The organism is Paraburkholderia sp. FT54 (assembly GCF_031585635.1).
GTDB lineage: Bacteria > Pseudomonadota > Gammaproteobacteria > Burkholderiales > Burkholderiaceae > Paraburkholderia.
On record NZ_CP134197.1, the window covers coordinates 824,098 to 839,644 of the forward strand.

Sequence of the window (15,547 nt, forward strand, 5' to 3'; positions counted from 1 at the left end):
CTGCACCTAGTCCCCGACTTTCAGAAGAACTTTTCCGCCTCGCTCCTGATGGGAGATTGCGGCGCCGATTTCCTCGAGCCGATATGTTGCGGCCACTGGAATTGCAACTTCGCCTGCGGCCACCATCTTCGACGCCTCCAGGATGGCGCCAGGAATCTGTCCGGCAAAGTCCGGATTGCCCAAAGAAAAGCCACGAATGGTGAGGTCATTGAAGATGACGTCGAAAGGGCTTACTGCAATGGCCGAAAAGCTCGGGGCAGCGTACGACACTAGTGTGCCTCGAGGGCCCAGCAGCTTCGCCAGTCGGCCAGCCGCCTCGCCGCTGACAGCATCCAGTGCAAGCTGCACGCGTTTTCCGCCCAGCGCCGCGGTCATTTTCGCCGGCGCGTCTTCATCGTCGAGCAAGACCAGTTCGCATCCCGCTTCTCGCGCGGTATTCATAGCCTCGGCGCGGCGCACCAGTCCGAGCGTCTTGACACCTCTTCGTTTGGCGAAGCCGACTATCCAGCGCGCTATGGCCGAGTTCGCCGCGTTGATTGCAATCCAATCGTCCGCCTGAAGGTGCACGTATGTCTCGAGCAGCAGATGCGCGGTAGGCGGATTGATATTCAGCATCGCCAACTGATGAGGGTCGGCATCGGCGGGAAGCACGACTATGCCGTCCACGTCGACGACCATTCGCTCGCGCCAGGTAAAGCTGCCCATCGGGAGCGTCACGCGATCGCCGACTTTGACGTTGCCAACTCCGGCACCCACCTCCAGCACGCGCCCCGCACCCTCGTTGCCGATCACGGACGGCAACTCCGGATGCAGCGGATACAAGCCCCGCGCGACGAGAATATCGCTGAAGTTGATCGGGGCATAGTCGACCGCGACCATCACCTGGCCCGCGCCCGGACTGGCGGGTTCGGGCAACTCACGGAATTCAAGTCCCGTTGCAGGGTCGCCATATGCGGTGAGCACAATACCTTTCATGATGAAACTCCTCTTCGATGGATACCTAAGTAAACATGGCGTACGGGTATGCCTTATCGAGCACCGTGTTGCGGAATGTCGTGTATTGCCACTGCATGCCGGCGCTCCGCCAGTTGTGGATGCGCGACAAACTCATGTTCAGCATCTTCAGCGAACAAGGCGGCGGCGTCCTTCGTAGCGAGTCCATTGACGATCAGATCTGCGCTCTGCCCCCGTCCACGAAGAGTTCGATGCCCGTGACGAAACTTGAGTCATCCGAAGCGAGAAACAGGGCAGCTTTGGCAACTTCGTCGGCTTCCCCCATGCGTCCCATCGGGATGGTGGATAAAATTCTCGCCATAGCGTCTGGAGGCTGCTGACCGATAACCGGGGTATCAATCGGCCCCGGGCTAAGGACGTTCGAGCGGATGCGACGATCCTTCAACTCCACAGTCCATCCTCTTACGAAATTGCGGATGGCGGCCTTGGTCGCGCCGTATACCCAAAAGGCAGGCGTCCCTTTTGCGCTCGCAACGGAGCCCGTGAGAATGATCGATCCACCATTGTTCAGGAGCGGCAGAGCTTTTTGGACGGTGAAAAGCACGCCCTTCACGTTGGTGTTGAACAGTTTGTCGAAATGCGCTTCAGTAATGTTGCCCAAGGCAGCGAACTCAGCGATGCCAGCGTTGGCAAAGACGATGTCGATTCTTCGCCCTGTGGCGTTGACGTTCTCATAGAGACGATCAAGATCATCCAGATTGGCGACGTCTCCCTGAATGCCAGTCACGTTGCCCCCGATGGCCCTTACGGCTTCGTCGAGTTCCTTCTGACGACGGCCAGTGATAAAGACGTAGGCGCCCTCGGCGACGAAGAGCTTTGCGGCGGCGAGGCCTATCCCCGACGAGCCGCCGGTGATGACGGCCACCTTTCCCTGCAACTTATCCATAGCGACTACTCCGTTGATTGCCAATTCCGTTTGGCAGCGCCTCCGAGCTGGCGGTCGGCTGCCAAAAATAGCCGAGCTCCCATGCGCGGCTGCATTCGAGGCTGGTTTGCGCGTACCAACCAACGCCGGCCAGTCAGTCGATCATCTCCGTGGCCGTCCGGCGGCTAGACCTCGAACCGGAACGCCGCCCCGTCGCGCTTCACATGTCCAGCTGTCGGCGCGGCATAGTGAGTGCCGATGACCAGGATCGGCTGGTCGGCCCATTCGGCGAACATCTTCGCGCGGGTGGTCGCCGCGGCCTGGACGTCGCTGTCGAGGCTCGTGGCCCAAGCGGGGTGCGCCATCTGGCAAGGATGGTGAGCAATGTCGCCGGTGATCACCGCGCTGCCCTTCCGATTCGATCACCACGCTGACATGGCCGGGCGTGTGGCCAGGGGTTGGCCTCAGGCAGATCTCAGGCGAGACGCGGTGGTCCATCTCCACCAGTTCGGCCAGGCCGGCGTCGAAGATCGGCCGTACGCTGTCTCCCATGATCGCCCGCTGCTCCTCGTCGCCCTCGTTGCTCCAATACTCGAATTCGCGCTTGCCAATCAGGTAGCGTGCCTTGGGGAAGGTCGGGACCCACTTGCCATGCATCAACATGGTGTTCCAGCCCACGTGGTCTACATGCAGGTGAGTGCAGACCACGGCGTCGACACTGTCGCGGCTCCATCCCGCATCCGCCAGGTGTTGCAGGAACGGCGTCGCGAGCGGGTTTCCGCCCACCAGATTGCGCGGCTTGTCGTTGCCGATGCACGTGTCGACTACCAGCCTCAGCCCCGGCGCCTCAACGAGTAGCGCATGGGCGGATACGTTGAGCGAACCATCCTCGTTGACGAAGTGCGGATAAAGCCAGGGGCTGGCCTTCAGCGCCTCCGGCGTCGCGTCTCGCAGGAAGAAACCCTCCGGGTCGTGCGGGAAGGAAAACAGCATCTCGACCACGCATGTGATCTTCACCGAGCCCACCTGCCAATTCAACATAACGACCTCCTCGTGGTTGCATCGCGTCGAGGAAATCTCGTCCGCTCATCGCCTGACCTGCTTCGGCCAAGGCACAGGGATCGCACCAATGGAACAGGCGCGCGTGGGGCTGTGAATATCCGCCGGTCAGGTCGGTCACATCGTCAAAACGACTTTGCCGAACGGCCGATCCTCTATCAGGTGACGCAGGGCTTCGCGTGCTTCGGCAAGGGGGTAGATGCTCTCGACGATCGGCTTGACTGATCCGCTTACGATCAACGGGATGATGTGCTGCCACGCAGTGGCGATCGCGACCGGCGACTGGGCGAACAGGGAAAAACCAGCCATCCGCGCACGCTTCCAGATCAGGTCCGTGACATCGATGGTGGTTCTGCGGCCGGCGGAGTAGCCCAACGTGATCAGGACACCGTCGCGACCCAGGCTGCTCAACGCCTCACTCGTCACAGCGCTGCCGATGCTCTCGATGACGATATCGACGCCCTTGCCGGCCGTTATCCGGCGAACGCCATCGGCGAGACCTTCCGCGCTGAGGTCAATCACGTCCTCGAAGCCAAGTTCGCGCGCCCTCGCGGCTTTCGCGGCGCTGCCAGCTGTAGAGATCACCTTGCCGGCGCCTTGCGCCCGCGCGAGCTGATACGTCGCGTTGCCGACCGACCCGCCGATTCCCGGTGCCAGCACGGTCATGCCCGGCTTGAAGCCGGCGTCGGTGAGGCTGATCTGTGCTGTCAGATAGGCAACCGGAATGCTGGCCGCGACGATGTCCCCGATCGCGTCGGGCGACGCCAGATGTTCCGGCTTCACCAGCAGCCATTCCTGCCAGGTTCCATTCTCACCGACGCCGTAAGGTCCGGTGAACATCACGCGGCTTCCCACCGCGAGCCCGGAATCGCCGGCGTCCTCGATGACACCGACGCCCTCATTGCCGAGCACCAGCGGCGCCGTGGCTCGAGGATGCCCACCCGACAGGACCGTATGTTCGAGCGGCGTGACGCCGGCGGCCGTCACGCGAACCAGTACCCGGTCCTTCGCCGTTTGCGGCTTGAGTAATTCGATCTGCCGCAACCCGTCATAACCCGAAAAGGCTTCCGCTTCGATCACACGCATTGGTATATCCTTTAAAGTAACAGACCTGTACTTAACTTTCATACTAGGTACTGATCTGTTACTTTGTCAACCAGAAAATTCGATTCAAAGGAGTTTGCGGATATGAAGGCAGGAGCCCGACCCCGGCGGGGAGCCCCGCCAAAGGGCGAAATGAGTGCGCGCGAGCGCATCCTCGCGACGGCTAGCGACCTGTTCTACCGCGAGGGCATTCGTGCCATCGGCGTCGACACGGTCGTTGAGCGATCCGGGGTGTCGAAGACGAGCCTCTATCGCGTATTCGACTCCAAGGACGCTTTGATCTCTGCTTTCGCCGCCGAGAAGGATCGGTTGTTCTGGGCCTGGTGGGATGACGTTGAAAAGAAGCACGCCGCGGACCCGCGCGCTTTGCTGGACGCGTTGCTATCTGGAATCGCGAAGCGGGTTGCGCACCCCGCTTTTCGTGGCTGCCCCTTTCTTAACCTGGTGGCGGAGTTTCCCGACGACACCCATCCTGGCCGGGTTATCGCCCGAGACAACAAGGACGAAATGCGCGCGAGGCTCGCCACGATCGTTGCCAGGCTGGGCGCTAGTGATCCCAACCGTACCGCGTCGCAGATTGCGCTGCTGATCAACGGCGCATATGTCACTGGACTGATAGCGGACTCGGGTGATCTGAGAGGCGACCTCATTGATGCCGCCACGAAATTGTTGGCCTAATCGAACGCGATCACGAACGCGATCAATTGCCGGAATCGGTTCTTGCCTCGAGTGCGTGGACGACGGCTGCGATGTCGGACTGTCCGTGCCCCAGCGCCAGCGTCTCACCGAATAGCGCATAGCAGACATCCAATAGCGGCGACGCGACCCCGGCTTCCCTCGCCGCTTCCGCAATCAATCGGTTGACTTCCAGCACATTGGTGATCGCCCCCTGGACATCGAAGTCACGCGTCACCAGTTTGAGAATTTTCGCGCGTGAGATGTCGCTCGCCATCTGACCGGCGTCCACGATGACGCGGAACTGCTGCATGTCCAGACTATGCCGCTCGGCAAAATGGGCCGCTTCCGCAAGGCCGGTGACGGTGGTCATCAGAAACAGGTTCACCGCGAGCTTCATGAGAAGCCCACTCGGAACCGGGCCGCACACAATCGCCTGATGGCACATTGGCTCGAGCAGACGGCGGATGCTTTCTACGGCCGCGTCTTCGCCCGCCAGCATCGCCACGAGCTGGCCCGCCTCGGCGGGCTTGCGCGAGCCCGAAACGGGCGCTTCCACGTAGCTGCCGCCGGCGTTGCGAATGTCGGCTTCGAGTCCGCGAGAGTAGTCGGGCGAAGTCGTGCCCATGTGGACGATCGTGTGGTGCGCAACGTTCGCGCTGAACTGCGATGTGCCACGGCCGAGAACGGCGTCGACTGCGTCGCCATCGACCAGCATCATGAATACCACGCGGGTCCGTTTAAATATCTCGGCAGGATTTGTCGCGACGGTTGCGCCCGCCGCTCGCAAGGGGTCACTCCTGTCAGCGGAACGGTTCCACACAATGAGTTGTGTACCCGCACGGGCCAGATTGAGCGCCATGGGCTGTCCCATGACACCTAAGCCGATGAAGCCGATGTCCATTGTCACCTCCATCCCAACGCGGTTGGCGCTTGAGGCCACACGGTCGGATACGTTGCCGCCAATACAAGGAACTGGTTTCGAATGCGGAGCGTGCGGATAGGAAGGCAGTACATGATCGACTTTTCCTGCGTGACCTCCGCAATTTCCATCATGAGCATTCTTCTCCCGCAGTCCCGCTTTGCGGTGTCAACACGAAGGTTATTGACGGCGCGGCACGACCATGTTCACGACGTGCACCAGCACGGCCTCGTCGTTCTGGTTCAGCGTAGTCGTTCGGAGCTTGATCACACCCTGCTCCGGACGGGACTTTGACGGCCGCACCTCAATCACCTCGCACTCGACGCGCAACACATCACCGGGACGCACTGGCCGAGGCCAGCGGCACTCGTCGAGCCCAGCGCCGACGAAGCCGCCAGCCGGCTTGAGTTCGGTCTCAATCATCAACCGCATCGTCACGGCGGCGGTGTGCCAGCCGCTGGCAGCCAGTCCACCGAAAATCGAGCGACGCGCCGCCGACTCATCGAGGTGAAAGGGCTGTGGATCGAACTCGGCAGCGAACGCAAGGACCCGCTCCTTGTCGATGCGCAGCCGCCCTGAGCCGAACATCTGCCCGACTGAGAAATCTTCCAGATAGCGCTCGTTCAACTGATTCATGATTCGGTCCCAGCCTTATGCAATGGTTTCGCGCACGAGCCCAATGTCTTCCCCGCACCGCTTTCGACATTGATGATGTCTTGGGACAGCCTGAGAAAGTCTCTGTCTCGATCGCCCGCATGGTTGCTCATCGCAAAGTAACTAACCTGTAACTAATTTTTATAGTACGGACAGGTCTGTTACTTTGTCAAGCGAGAAATCGGGAACAGAAGCGGTTCACTGACCGGTTGACGCTGGACTTCGAAACCATCGCCAAGTCAGGCGGTCAACAATCGGGACCACAATTTCACCAGCGCAAAGTTGAAGCGGCGCATAGAAGATATCGAGTCAGGCATCAATCGCTATCTCGTGCGGCGCTCGCGACCGCCGATTCGATCTGCGCATCGGACACCGGTGCAGGCGGGTCTTGCAATATGTTATTTCGATGTCCCGAGCGATCTGAATCGCTCAGATCCGTATCGCGGGACTGGTTTAGCTTGATAGTAAAGCGGCGACTGCTCCGGCCGAAGTCCCACAAGCTATCACAGCAATCCCCGCCCCGATAACGACCTTCAGATTTCCAACAACCGGCCGTTATTCCAAATGACGTTGAGTCAACGCGTACTCCGCGAGTTCTCAACAAAAGACACTAGACCAAAATGAATCGTCGTCTCGGCGCTGGCAGCGATGCTTCGGATCGCGCAGGATGAGTTCGAGCGCATGCATTCTTTCGTGGGACGTCGTCGAACGTTTGGCCTCGCGACCAGAATAATCAACCAGGAGTAAGCCAATCATGCTGTTGGGTCGAATCGCCATCTATAGCGTCGCTGTGTCCATACTCGCCGGATGCGCGGTGGGCAGAGGAACTGTCGACGTCGCCGCGCCTCAAGGCGCAAACCCTGCGACGGGGAAGTACGTGCGCATTGATTCCGTCCAGGACAAACGCACTTTTACCGTCGCGCCCCCTAGCGCCGACATGGCGTCACTGGATCCTGATGAAGATTCCAGCGATGCGTCGAAAACTCGCGCGATCGGTCGGAAGAGAAACGGTTACGGCAAGGCACTCGGCGATGTGGTGCTTCCTGAAGGCAAGACGGTCTCCGGCCTCGTTGAAAGCGCGCTGGCTACTGGCTTTCAGCAGGCGGGTTACATCATTGTGAAGCAAGGCGATCCCAACTTTGCCACCGCCGCTCCGGTGACTGCACAAGTAATCGATTTTTGGGCCTGGTTCCAGCCCGGCTTCTGGTCCGTTACAACCAACCATAAATCAGAACTGCATGTGTCCGGCGATGTCGGCGCTCTTCATGGTGCTCAGACCATCAAGACTCGCGTTAGCGAATCCAAGCAGGTCGTGGCTTCCGGCGACTGGCGGGAGATTGTGGAAAAAGGCCTGTCAGCGATTACCCTGCAGACAAAGGATCTGGTAAGCGGCAAGTAACTCCCTCCAGTAGCGAATTACGCGGCTCGTCGTGAAGATACATAGGGCGGCGATTTTTACTTCGATACTTCCGGGGAAATTACGCTCGACATTGACGCATGAATTCCAACTGGAATTCACGCCCCAGCGTCTCTCATTCACGTAACAGCAATGCGGCCAGGCCACCTGATAGCCCTGCATTGGGCTTTGCCGGCAACTTCGCGAAACTGCCAGCCTGCGCGCGCGCCGTGGCGAGCCGGGTCAACGCTTGCGCCTGGCATACTCCGCTCGATACGCCATCGATCACCGGCACCGGCAGCTGGTCCGCCACGCTGCGCGCCAATCCCGCTAGCGGCGCGCCGGCGAGAATCAGCACGTCGGCGCCATCTTCCTCCACCGCGCGATGACTCAGTTCGACCAGGTGCGCGCCATGATCTTCCTGAACCGTACCGGGATCGCGAAGCGGCCGGTCGAGATGACGGATGCCCGCCAGCCGGCCGAGCATGCCGTAACGGTCCACGCATTCGCGATACCAGGCCGTGATGCGTCGCGAAATCGCAATGATGCCGATCCGCTGACCGAGTTGGGCGGCGGTCATCAACGCCGCTTCGGTCATGCCGACAACCGGCACGTCGAGCACTTCACGCAACTCGAGCAGGCCGGGATCGCCGAACGCCGCCACCAGCAGCGCGTCGTATTCGCCCTTGCGCTCGCCGGCAATGTTCGCCACCGCGTGCGCGCCCAGCAGCGCCTCGAAACGGGTTTCAATGTAGGCGACGCCGCTCGCCGCCGTCGCCATTTCGATCTGTGTATCGGCTAAAGCGACACGACGCGCTTCAGCTTCAATCAGATCGGTGACGCTCGACGAGATGTTCGGGTTGACGATCAGTAGTTTCATTCACGGTTCCGATCAGGTGCGATGGCGCAATTGCCATGTTTAAAAGCGAGGCCGATACGCGTTCATCCGAAGATGGCGTTCAGATCGACCTCAGTGTCTTCAGGCAACGACAGATCAAGCGTCGCCTCGATGTGATCGAGGTGTCCGACCGCCGCCGCGATCGCCGCCTCCAGTTCGCCCTTCTCCATCAGCCCGACGATTTCCGTGTGCTCATGGTTCGGGCAGGCCGGCACGTTCGGCGAATCGAACAGCAAGATGATGAGGCAGGTCAGCGACGCGAGTTCGCGCATCAGTTTGGTGAGCGGCGGGCTTGCCACCATCTCGGCGATCAGCAGATGAAATTCACCTGAGAGGCGAATCACCGCGTGCTTGTCACCCTTCTCGCGCGCGGCGCGCTCCTTGGCGACGTGCGCATGGAGTCGCCGGAAATCTTCGGCGCTGCCGCGTTCGACCAGGCTGCGGACCAGCGCCGGCTCCAGAATGCGCCGCGCCTGGAAGATATGGCGCGCGTCCTGCACCGACGGGCTAGCGATGAACGCCCCGCGATTCGGGATAGTGGTAACGATGCCTTCGTGCGTGAGCCGCGCCAGCACCTTGCGGATTCGCGTGCGGTTCACCTTGAACACGGCGGCGAGCTTTTCCTCGACGAGTTTGGTGCCCGGAATGAGCCGGTGCTCCATCACGGCGGTCAGGATGCGCTCGTAGATCGTATCGGAGTTGTCTTCCGCATCCAGGATCTGGGCGGCCGGCCGCGCCTTACGCGGGCGGCGGGATTCTTTGTCGGTTAACACGCTGGGTTTCCTCGGCTGACCAACGGGGCTTTTGTGTCAAAGCAATTATAGATTGTGACAAAAATAATTGGAATTGCGCGAATTTGCACCATTGGCGCACATCGGCACCGCTCGCATATTTAAAAGGCACCCGAACGGTGCCGTGTGTGCGGGCGTAGCAGAACAGTGCCGCAAGCCGGCCGGCGGACGATACCGATTGCGCCCATTGTCTCGCAGTACCCACAGCGCCGACACACGCGGACTTGAGCTATGCACAAGGATACCGCTCAAAGTCGCGGGAGACGTCCTGACAATCTACTGGCACGTCTGTTGCTTTGTTTGTCACAAACGCAGTTCATTTTGTGACAATAACGGAGCTTCTCTGATGCGATTTATCCGCCCGTCTCTCGCCGCCCTGAAGCGCGCCGCCCGCGTGCTGCTCGCGCCCCTCGTGGTTGCCGCCGCGCTCACGCCGACGCTCGGCCACGCCAAGGATGCCGATCCGATCAACCTCGGCTACGCCAAGTGCGCGCACTGCACGCCATTGTCGCTGACGCCGCAGTACGCCACCGGCGTCAAACTCACGACGACCTCGTTCAACACGGCCAACGACGTGCTGACCGCGTTGCTCTCGAAGAGCATTGACGTCGCGCAGGTCACCTATCTGCACTATGTCACGGCGCTCGACAAGGGCTTCAAGATGGTCGCCATCTCCGGCCAGATCAACGGCGGTTCGCAGGTGTTGATCGCCAACAACTTGCCGGTGCAGCCGGGCGACTGGGACGGCCTGAAGAAACTGATCATGCAATACAAGAAGGACGGCAAGCCGTTCCGCGTGGCGGCCTCGCGCGGCAACGCGCAGGACATTCACATGCGCGGCGCGTTCCTCATGCACGGCATCGACATCAACAAGGATGTGCAGTTCGTCAACATTCCGAATCCGTCGGACCACGTCCAGGCATTGCGCCGCGGCGAAGTCGAGCTGATCACTTCGGTCGAGCCGTTTGCCACGCAGATCCGCGAGGTCAAGGCGGCCAAGTTCTTCGCGTTTCCGTATGACCAGGCGGCCGGCAAGCTGACCAACCTGATCGTCACGCGTCCGGATGTCATCGAGAGCAATCCGCAAGGCGTGCTGGAAACCGTGCGCTCGATCGTCAAGGTGGACGACATGATGGCCGCCAACAAGCCGCTCTTCGTCGATACGATCCAGAAAGTGACGGGCCTCGACAAGAACATCGCCACCGGCGCGGTCGACAATCTCTATCCGGACTACAAGATGTATCGCGCCTCCGCTGTATCGATCGCAAAAATGATGCACGACCTGAAGTACGTGAACTCGGATGTCAGCGATGCCGTGCAGAAGAACCTCGACTACAGCTTCCTCGAGAAGGTGACCGGCAAACCCAAGACCGAACTCGGTTACTGATCCGGACCGCGCCATGTCAACCCTGTTTTCCTCGCGTTTCTACAAGCGGATCGAGCGCGGCATCGTGCCGGTGCTGCTGCTGGCCGGCTGGGAGGCGTTCTCCCGCTCCGGCATCTTGCCGGCCGCGCTGCTGCCGGCGCCGTCGCAGGTCGTGCTCGCCTGGGCCGACTGGATTTTCAGCACCGACGGCAACACACAGACCTACTCCGGCCACTGGCTCTTCGATATCGCGGCCAGTTCCGCGCGCGTGTTCGCGGGCTTTGGGATCGCCACGGTGCTGGGTGTCGCCATTGGCATGGCAATCGGCTGGTCCCGCTCGATCGAATCGCTGATCGAGCCGACACTGCAGACGTTGCGCCCCGTACCGCCCGTCTCGTGGATTCCGCTCGCGATCATCTGGTTCGGCATCGCCAACAAGCCGGCGATCTTTCTCGTCTTCATGGGGTCGTTCTTCCCGGTGCTGCTCAGCACGATTCACGGCGTGAAGACTTGCGACCGCAACCTGCTGCGCGCCGGCGCGATGACGGGCGGCACGTCGTCGATGTTGCTGCGTCACATCGTGTTTCCCGCTGCGTTGCCGAGCATCTTCTCGGGGCTGCGCATCGCGATCGGTTCCGCGTGGATGCTGACAGTGACGGCCGAGATGGTCGCGGTAAAGAGCGGCGTGGGCTACGTACTGTGGGATTCGTATTACTTCCTGCGCTACGACATCGTGATCGCGTCGATGGTGAGCATCGGTCTGCTCGGTTTCCTGAGCGACTACATGATCAAGCGCATCGCCGGGCGCATTCTGCGCTGGCAACGCGGTTCCACTCTGCAAGCAAGGGAAGGTTGACAGCATGGCCCTCATCACAATCGATAGCGTCTCGCGCACGTTCGAAGACACCAAGCGCAAACAGGTGGTCACCGCGCTCGACAACGTGAGCCTCAAGGTCGAGCGCAACGACTTTCTTTGTCTGCTTGGCCCGAGCGGCTGCGGCAAGTCCACGCTGCTGAACATGATCGCTGGTTTCGACAGTCCTTCGTCGGGCACGGTGAGCGTCGGTGGCTCGATCGTCACCGCGCCGGGCGCGGACCGCGGCGTGGTGTTCCAGCAGGCCAACCTGATGCCGTGGCTGCCGGTGTGGGAGAACGTCGCGTTTCATCTGAAGATGCGTAACGTCCCCAAACCGGAACGCCGCGAGCGGGCGCAGCGCTTCATCGAGATGGTCGGTCTCAGGGGTTTCGAAAATCACTTCCCGAGCGAGCTCTCCGGCGGTATGAACCAGCGCGTGGGCATTGCGCGCGCGCTGCTCATGAACCCGGAAGTGATTCTGATGGACGAGCCGTTCGGCGCGCTCGACGAGCAGACCAAGATGGACATGCATGCCGAGCTGATCCGCATCTGGCGCGAGAGTCGCAGCACGATCGTGTTCGTCACGCACGGCATCGACGAATCGCTTGCGCTCGGCACGCATGTCGCGGTGATGTCGGCGCGTCCGGGCCGCATTCGCGAACTGCTGCCGATCTCACTCGACCGGCCGCGCGACCCGACCAGCGCCGAATTCAACGACTACAAGCGCCATATCCTCTCGCTGCTGCGCCCGGAAGCGGTGATGGAGCCGGCCTGAGATGACCACGTTCATCACGGGCAGCAGCGGTTTCGTCGGTCTCGCGCTGGTCGAGCGCCTGCTCGCCGACGGCGAGACGGTCATCGGTTTCGACCGCAGCGCGCCGCGCGCGCAAGCGTTGCAGTCATTTGCCGCGCTGCCAGGCCGTTTCGTTGCGCTGACCGGCGACGTGCGCGATGGCAACGCGTTGCGCGAGGCAATGCGCACGCATCGGCCATCGCGGCTCGTCACGCTGGCCGCGATCACCGCGGATGCGCGGCGCGAGCGGCAAATGCCTCAGACCATCTTCGAGGTAAACGTCGGCGGTGTGCTCGCCGCTATTGCCGCGGCCGCCGATGCGGGTGTCGAACGCATTCTGCACGGCAGTTCCGGCTCGGCGTACGGACTGAGCGGCCGCGCGCCGCACCGGCTCGTCGAAGACATCACGCCGCTACTGCCCGAAGGCCTCTACGGCATCTCCAAGCGCGCCGTCGAAGACGCCGCATCGCGTCTTTGCGCGTTGCACGGCGTGCCGCTCGTGATCGGACGGCTCGGCACGTGCTTCGGCCCGTGGGAAGCCGACTCGGGCGTGCGCGACACCTTGAGTGCGCCGCTGCAGGTGCTCTCGAAAGCGCGCCGGGGTGAAACCGCCGTGCTGCCACGCGCCGGCCGCCGCGACTGGCTCTACGTGCGCGATGCGGTCTCGGCGCTGCTCGCCCTGCTCGACGCGCCGCACTGGCCTCACTCCGTCTACAACCTCGGCGCGGGTTTCGAGTGGAGCGTCGCCGACCTGTGCGAACGGCTCGCGCTGCGCTATCCCGCGTTCACGTGGCGCATTGCGCAACATGACGAGGCGCCGAATATCGATTACTTCGCCGATTACGACCGCGCGTCGATGGACAACACGCGGCTGGTCGCCGATACCGGCTTTGCGCCACGGTTCGATCTCGCCGCGGCGGAAGCCGATTTCCATCACTGGATAACCGCGCATGGCGCGTGAACGCATGTCACGCGATCGTCGAACCACGTCATGACCCTACCCTCACCCGATTCGGCCGCAAGCCTGAACATGGCCGGCAACGTATGCATCGAAACTGGCGCCGCGCCGGTCTCGAACGGCCCGCTCGATCTGTTGATCGCGGACGCGACGCTGATTTTCGCCGACGGCTCGGCGCGCGCGGCGCAACTCGGCATTCGTGGCGCGCACATCGCCTATATCGGCGACGCGCGGCCCGCAGCGACACGCACGCTATCGCTGCCGGGACGCGTTGTGACGCCGGGATTCGTCAACGCGCACTATCACGCGGGTCTGAACTTTGTGCGTGGCGTGGCGCCGGATTGCGGCTTCGCGCCGTCCTATACGCCGGGCTTGCCGCAAGCGTCGTGGCTCGACGCTGAAGAAGCCCTCGCGCTGTCGCGGCTCGGCGCGCTCGAAGCGTTGCGCGCCGGCTGCACGACGCTGGCGGACAGCTTCGTGCATGCCGAGGCGACCGTCGCGGGTATCGCGCAGACCGGCGTGCGGGTGTTCGCCAGCCAGCGGCTCGCGGACGTGGATTTCGCCTCGGTGCTGGCTGGCGAACGGCGCTTTGACCGCGCCCGCGGCGAGCGCCAGCTGGAACGTGCCGACGCGTTCATCGCGCGCTGGGCCGGTCAGGCGAACGGCCGCATCCAGGCACACCTCACCGCGCATGCGCCGGACACCTGTTCAGTCGCGCTGCTCGAAGACATCGCCACGCTCGCCCGCCGTCACGATCTGCCAATCAGCACGCACCTCGCGCAAAGCACGGATGAAGTCGACTGGGTCCGTCAGCAGCATGGGCGATCGCCGGTGCAATTGCTCGACGAAATCGGCCTGCTCGACGGCCGGCTGCTCGCAGGCCACTGCATTCATGTCGACGACGCCGACATCGCGCGTCTGGGCCGAAGCGGGGCACACGTGGTGCACATTCCGCTCGGCAACGCGATGTCCGGGCGTATCGCACCGACGCGGCGCCTGCTCGACGCCGGCGCGCCGCTGTGCCTCGCCACCGACACCATGCACGGCGACATGATCGAAGTGATGCGCTGGGCGCTCGCGATGGGCCGTCTGCAAGCCGGCGCGGTGGGCAACGACTGGCAACCGTCCGACGTGTTCGCGATGGCCACGCGCCATGGCGCCGCCGCGCTCGGCTGGGGCGCGCGTCTCGGCACACTCGAGGTCGGCCGGATCGCCGATCTGGCAATCATCGATTTTCGCCAACCGCATCTCACGCCGAGCATCGATCCGCTCGGCAATCTCGTGCACAACGCCACCGGCTCGGACGTGGAAAGTGTGATCGTCGACGGCCGGCTCGTGATCGAGCAAGGCCGCGCGCTCTGTGTCGACGAACACCAGATCCGCGCCGACGCTCAACGCGCCGTCGATGCCGTCTGGCGGCGCTGCCCGAGTCCGCTTCGTCCTTATCCCTCCGTTTCCACTATCCGTTCATGAGCCGACGCATCCGTCTGGGCATTCTGACGCCCTCATCCAATACTTCTCTCGAACCGCTGACGCAGGCGCTGATAGCCGGGCTGCCAGAAGTCAGCGTGCATTTCGCGCGTTTTTCCGTCACGCAGATCGCGCTCAGTCCCGACGCGCTCGGCCAGTTCCAGCGCGAACGCATTCTCGATGCCGCGCGCCTGCTCGCCGATGCGCATGTCGACATGATTGGCTGGAGCGGCACGTCCGCCGGCTGGCTCGGCTTCGATCAGGACGAAGCGCTGTGCGCCGCGATCACGGAGACGACGGGCATTCCCGCCAGCACGTCGGTGCTCGCGCTCAATCGCGCGCTGGAGGCGTTCGGCATTCGCCGGCTCGGCCTCGTCTCGCCGTATCTCGCAGACGTGCAGCAGAAGATTGTCGCGAACTACGCCGCGCTCGGTATCGATGCGAGCCGCGAAAGCCATCTCGATCTTCAGGATAACTTCTCTTTTGCGCTGGTCGACGAAGCGACGCTCGACCGTCAAGTGGCCGACGTGGTGGCCCGCGGCGCGCAAGCGGTGACGACCTTCTGCACCAATCTTTACGCCGCGCACCGCGTTGCGCACTGGGAAGCGCGACACGGCGTGCCGGTGTTCGACACCGTCACCACCGTCGTATGGGACATGCTGCGCCGCTGCGGCGTCGATACACGCCGCATCGCCGGCTGGGGCCGGCTCGTTCAGGAAATTTGAC

At 62.3% G+C, this 15,547-nt stretch carries 16 protein-coding genes; 8 read left to right on the forward strand and 8 right to left on the reverse strand.

What is annotated here, in order from left to right; all coding sequences use genetic code 11:
* Positions 1-6: 6 nt before the first annotated feature.
* From RI103_RS36470 to RI103_RS36485, 4 genes are all read right to left on the reverse strand, one after another.
* Entirely contained in the window at positions 7-882 is an 876-nt protein-coding gene (locus RI103_RS36470) for a zinc-dependent alcohol dehydrogenase family protein (RefSeq protein WP_409077049.1), read from the reverse strand.
* Between the two features lie 286 nt (positions 883-1,168).
* Positions 1,169-1,900 carry an SDR family oxidoreductase gene (locus RI103_RS36475; protein WP_310818907.1) on the reverse strand — a complete coding sequence of 244 codons (732 nt, stop codon included), beginning with the start codon at positions 1,898-1,900 and terminating at the stop codon, positions 1,169-1,171.
* Positions 1,901-2,041: 141 nt separating this feature from the next.
* Positions 2,042-2,920, reverse strand: a complete 879-nt coding sequence (locus tag RI103_RS36480; RefSeq protein WP_310818908.1) for an MBL fold metallo-hydrolase — start codon at positions 2,918-2,920, stop codon at positions 2,042-2,044.
* A gap of 135 nt (positions 2,921-3,055) precedes the next feature.
* Positions 3,056-4,018 carry a zinc-binding alcohol dehydrogenase family protein gene (locus tag RI103_RS36485; RefSeq protein WP_310818909.1) on the reverse strand — a complete coding sequence of 321 codons (963 nt, stop codon included), beginning with the start codon at positions 4,016-4,018 and terminating at the stop codon, positions 3,056-3,058.
* Positions 4,019-4,126: 108 nt separating this feature from the next.
* Between RI103_RS36485 and RI103_RS36490 the strand changes: the two genes are divergently transcribed.
* Positions 4,127-4,720, forward strand: coding sequence for a TetR/AcrR family transcriptional regulator (locus RI103_RS36490; RefSeq protein ID WP_310818910.1), 594 nt, complete (start codon positions 4,127-4,129; stop codon positions 4,718-4,720).
* Positions 4,721-4,742: 22 nt separating this feature from the next.
* On the opposite strand, the gene RI103_RS36495 is transcribed toward RI103_RS36490, so the two are convergent.
* A complete protein-coding gene (locus RI103_RS36495) occupies positions 4,743-5,633 on the reverse strand; it encodes an NAD(P)-dependent oxidoreductase (RefSeq protein WP_310818911.1) in 891 nt (296 codons plus the stop codon).
* 186 nt (positions 5,634-5,819) lie between these two features.
* Positions 5,820-6,275, reverse strand: a complete 456-nt coding sequence (locus RI103_RS36500; protein WP_409077050.1) for a MaoC family dehydratase — start codon at positions 6,273-6,275, stop codon at positions 5,820-5,822.
* Between the two features lie 772 nt (positions 6,276-7,047).
* Between RI103_RS36500 and RI103_RS36505 the strand changes: the two genes are divergently transcribed.
* Positions 7,048-7,692: a flagellar biosynthesis protein gene (locus RI103_RS36505; RefSeq protein ID WP_310818912.1), complete on the forward strand. Its 645-nt coding sequence runs from the start codon at positions 7,048-7,050 to the stop codon at positions 7,690-7,692.
* A 133-nt stretch (positions 7,693-7,825) separates the two neighbouring features.
* Here the strand turns inward: RI103_RS36505 and RI103_RS36510 are convergent, their stop codons facing one another.
* Positions 7,826-8,569: an aspartate/glutamate racemase family protein gene (locus RI103_RS36510; RefSeq protein ID WP_310818913.1), complete on the reverse strand. Its 744-nt coding sequence runs from the start codon at positions 8,567-8,569 to the stop codon at positions 7,826-7,828.
* A gap of 62 nt (positions 8,570-8,631) precedes the next feature.
* The gene (locus tag RI103_RS36515) at positions 8,632-9,360 is read right to left on the reverse strand and encodes a GntR family transcriptional regulator (RefSeq protein WP_310818914.1); all 729 of its coding nucleotides are present in this window, start codon (positions 9,358-9,360) and stop codon (positions 8,632-8,634) included.
* A 364-nt stretch (positions 9,361-9,724) separates the two neighbouring features.
* Between RI103_RS36515 and RI103_RS36520 the strand changes: the two genes are divergently transcribed.
* The 6 genes from RI103_RS36520 to RI103_RS36545 are packed head-to-tail and all read left to right on the forward strand — an operon-like array spanning position 9,725 to position 15,546.
* On the forward strand, positions 9,725-10,765 hold the full coding sequence (locus tag RI103_RS36520) for an ABC transporter substrate-binding protein (protein ID WP_310818915.1): 1,041 nt from the start codon (positions 9,725-9,727) through the stop codon (positions 10,763-10,765).
* A 13-nt stretch (positions 10,766-10,778) separates the two neighbouring features.
* Positions 10,779-11,600, forward strand: a complete 822-nt coding sequence (locus RI103_RS36525; RefSeq protein ID WP_310818916.1) for an ABC transporter permease — start codon at positions 10,779-10,781, stop codon at positions 11,598-11,600.
* Between the two features lie 4 nt (positions 11,601-11,604).
* A complete protein-coding gene (locus tag RI103_RS36530; RefSeq protein WP_310818918.1) occupies positions 11,605-12,375 on the forward strand; it encodes an ABC transporter ATP-binding protein in 771 nt (256 codons plus the stop codon).
* 1 nt (position 12,376) lies between these two features.
* A complete protein-coding gene (locus RI103_RS36535) occupies positions 12,377-13,354 on the forward strand; it encodes an NAD(P)-dependent oxidoreductase (protein ID WP_310818919.1) in 978 nt (325 codons plus the stop codon).
* A gap of 30 nt (positions 13,355-13,384) precedes the next feature.
* Positions 13,385-14,824: an amidohydrolase family protein gene (locus RI103_RS36540; protein ID WP_310818920.1), complete on the forward strand. Its 1,440-nt coding sequence runs from the start codon at positions 13,385-13,387 to the stop codon at positions 14,822-14,824.
* Positions 14,821-15,546 (forward strand): aspartate/glutamate racemase family protein, encoded by a 726-nt coding sequence (locus tag RI103_RS36545; RefSeq protein ID WP_310818921.1) that lies wholly within the window; start codon positions 14,821-14,823, stop codon positions 15,544-15,546. Before RI103_RS36540 ends, RI103_RS36545 begins: the two co-directional genes overlap by 4 nt.
* Position 15,547 lies beyond the last annotated feature (1 nt).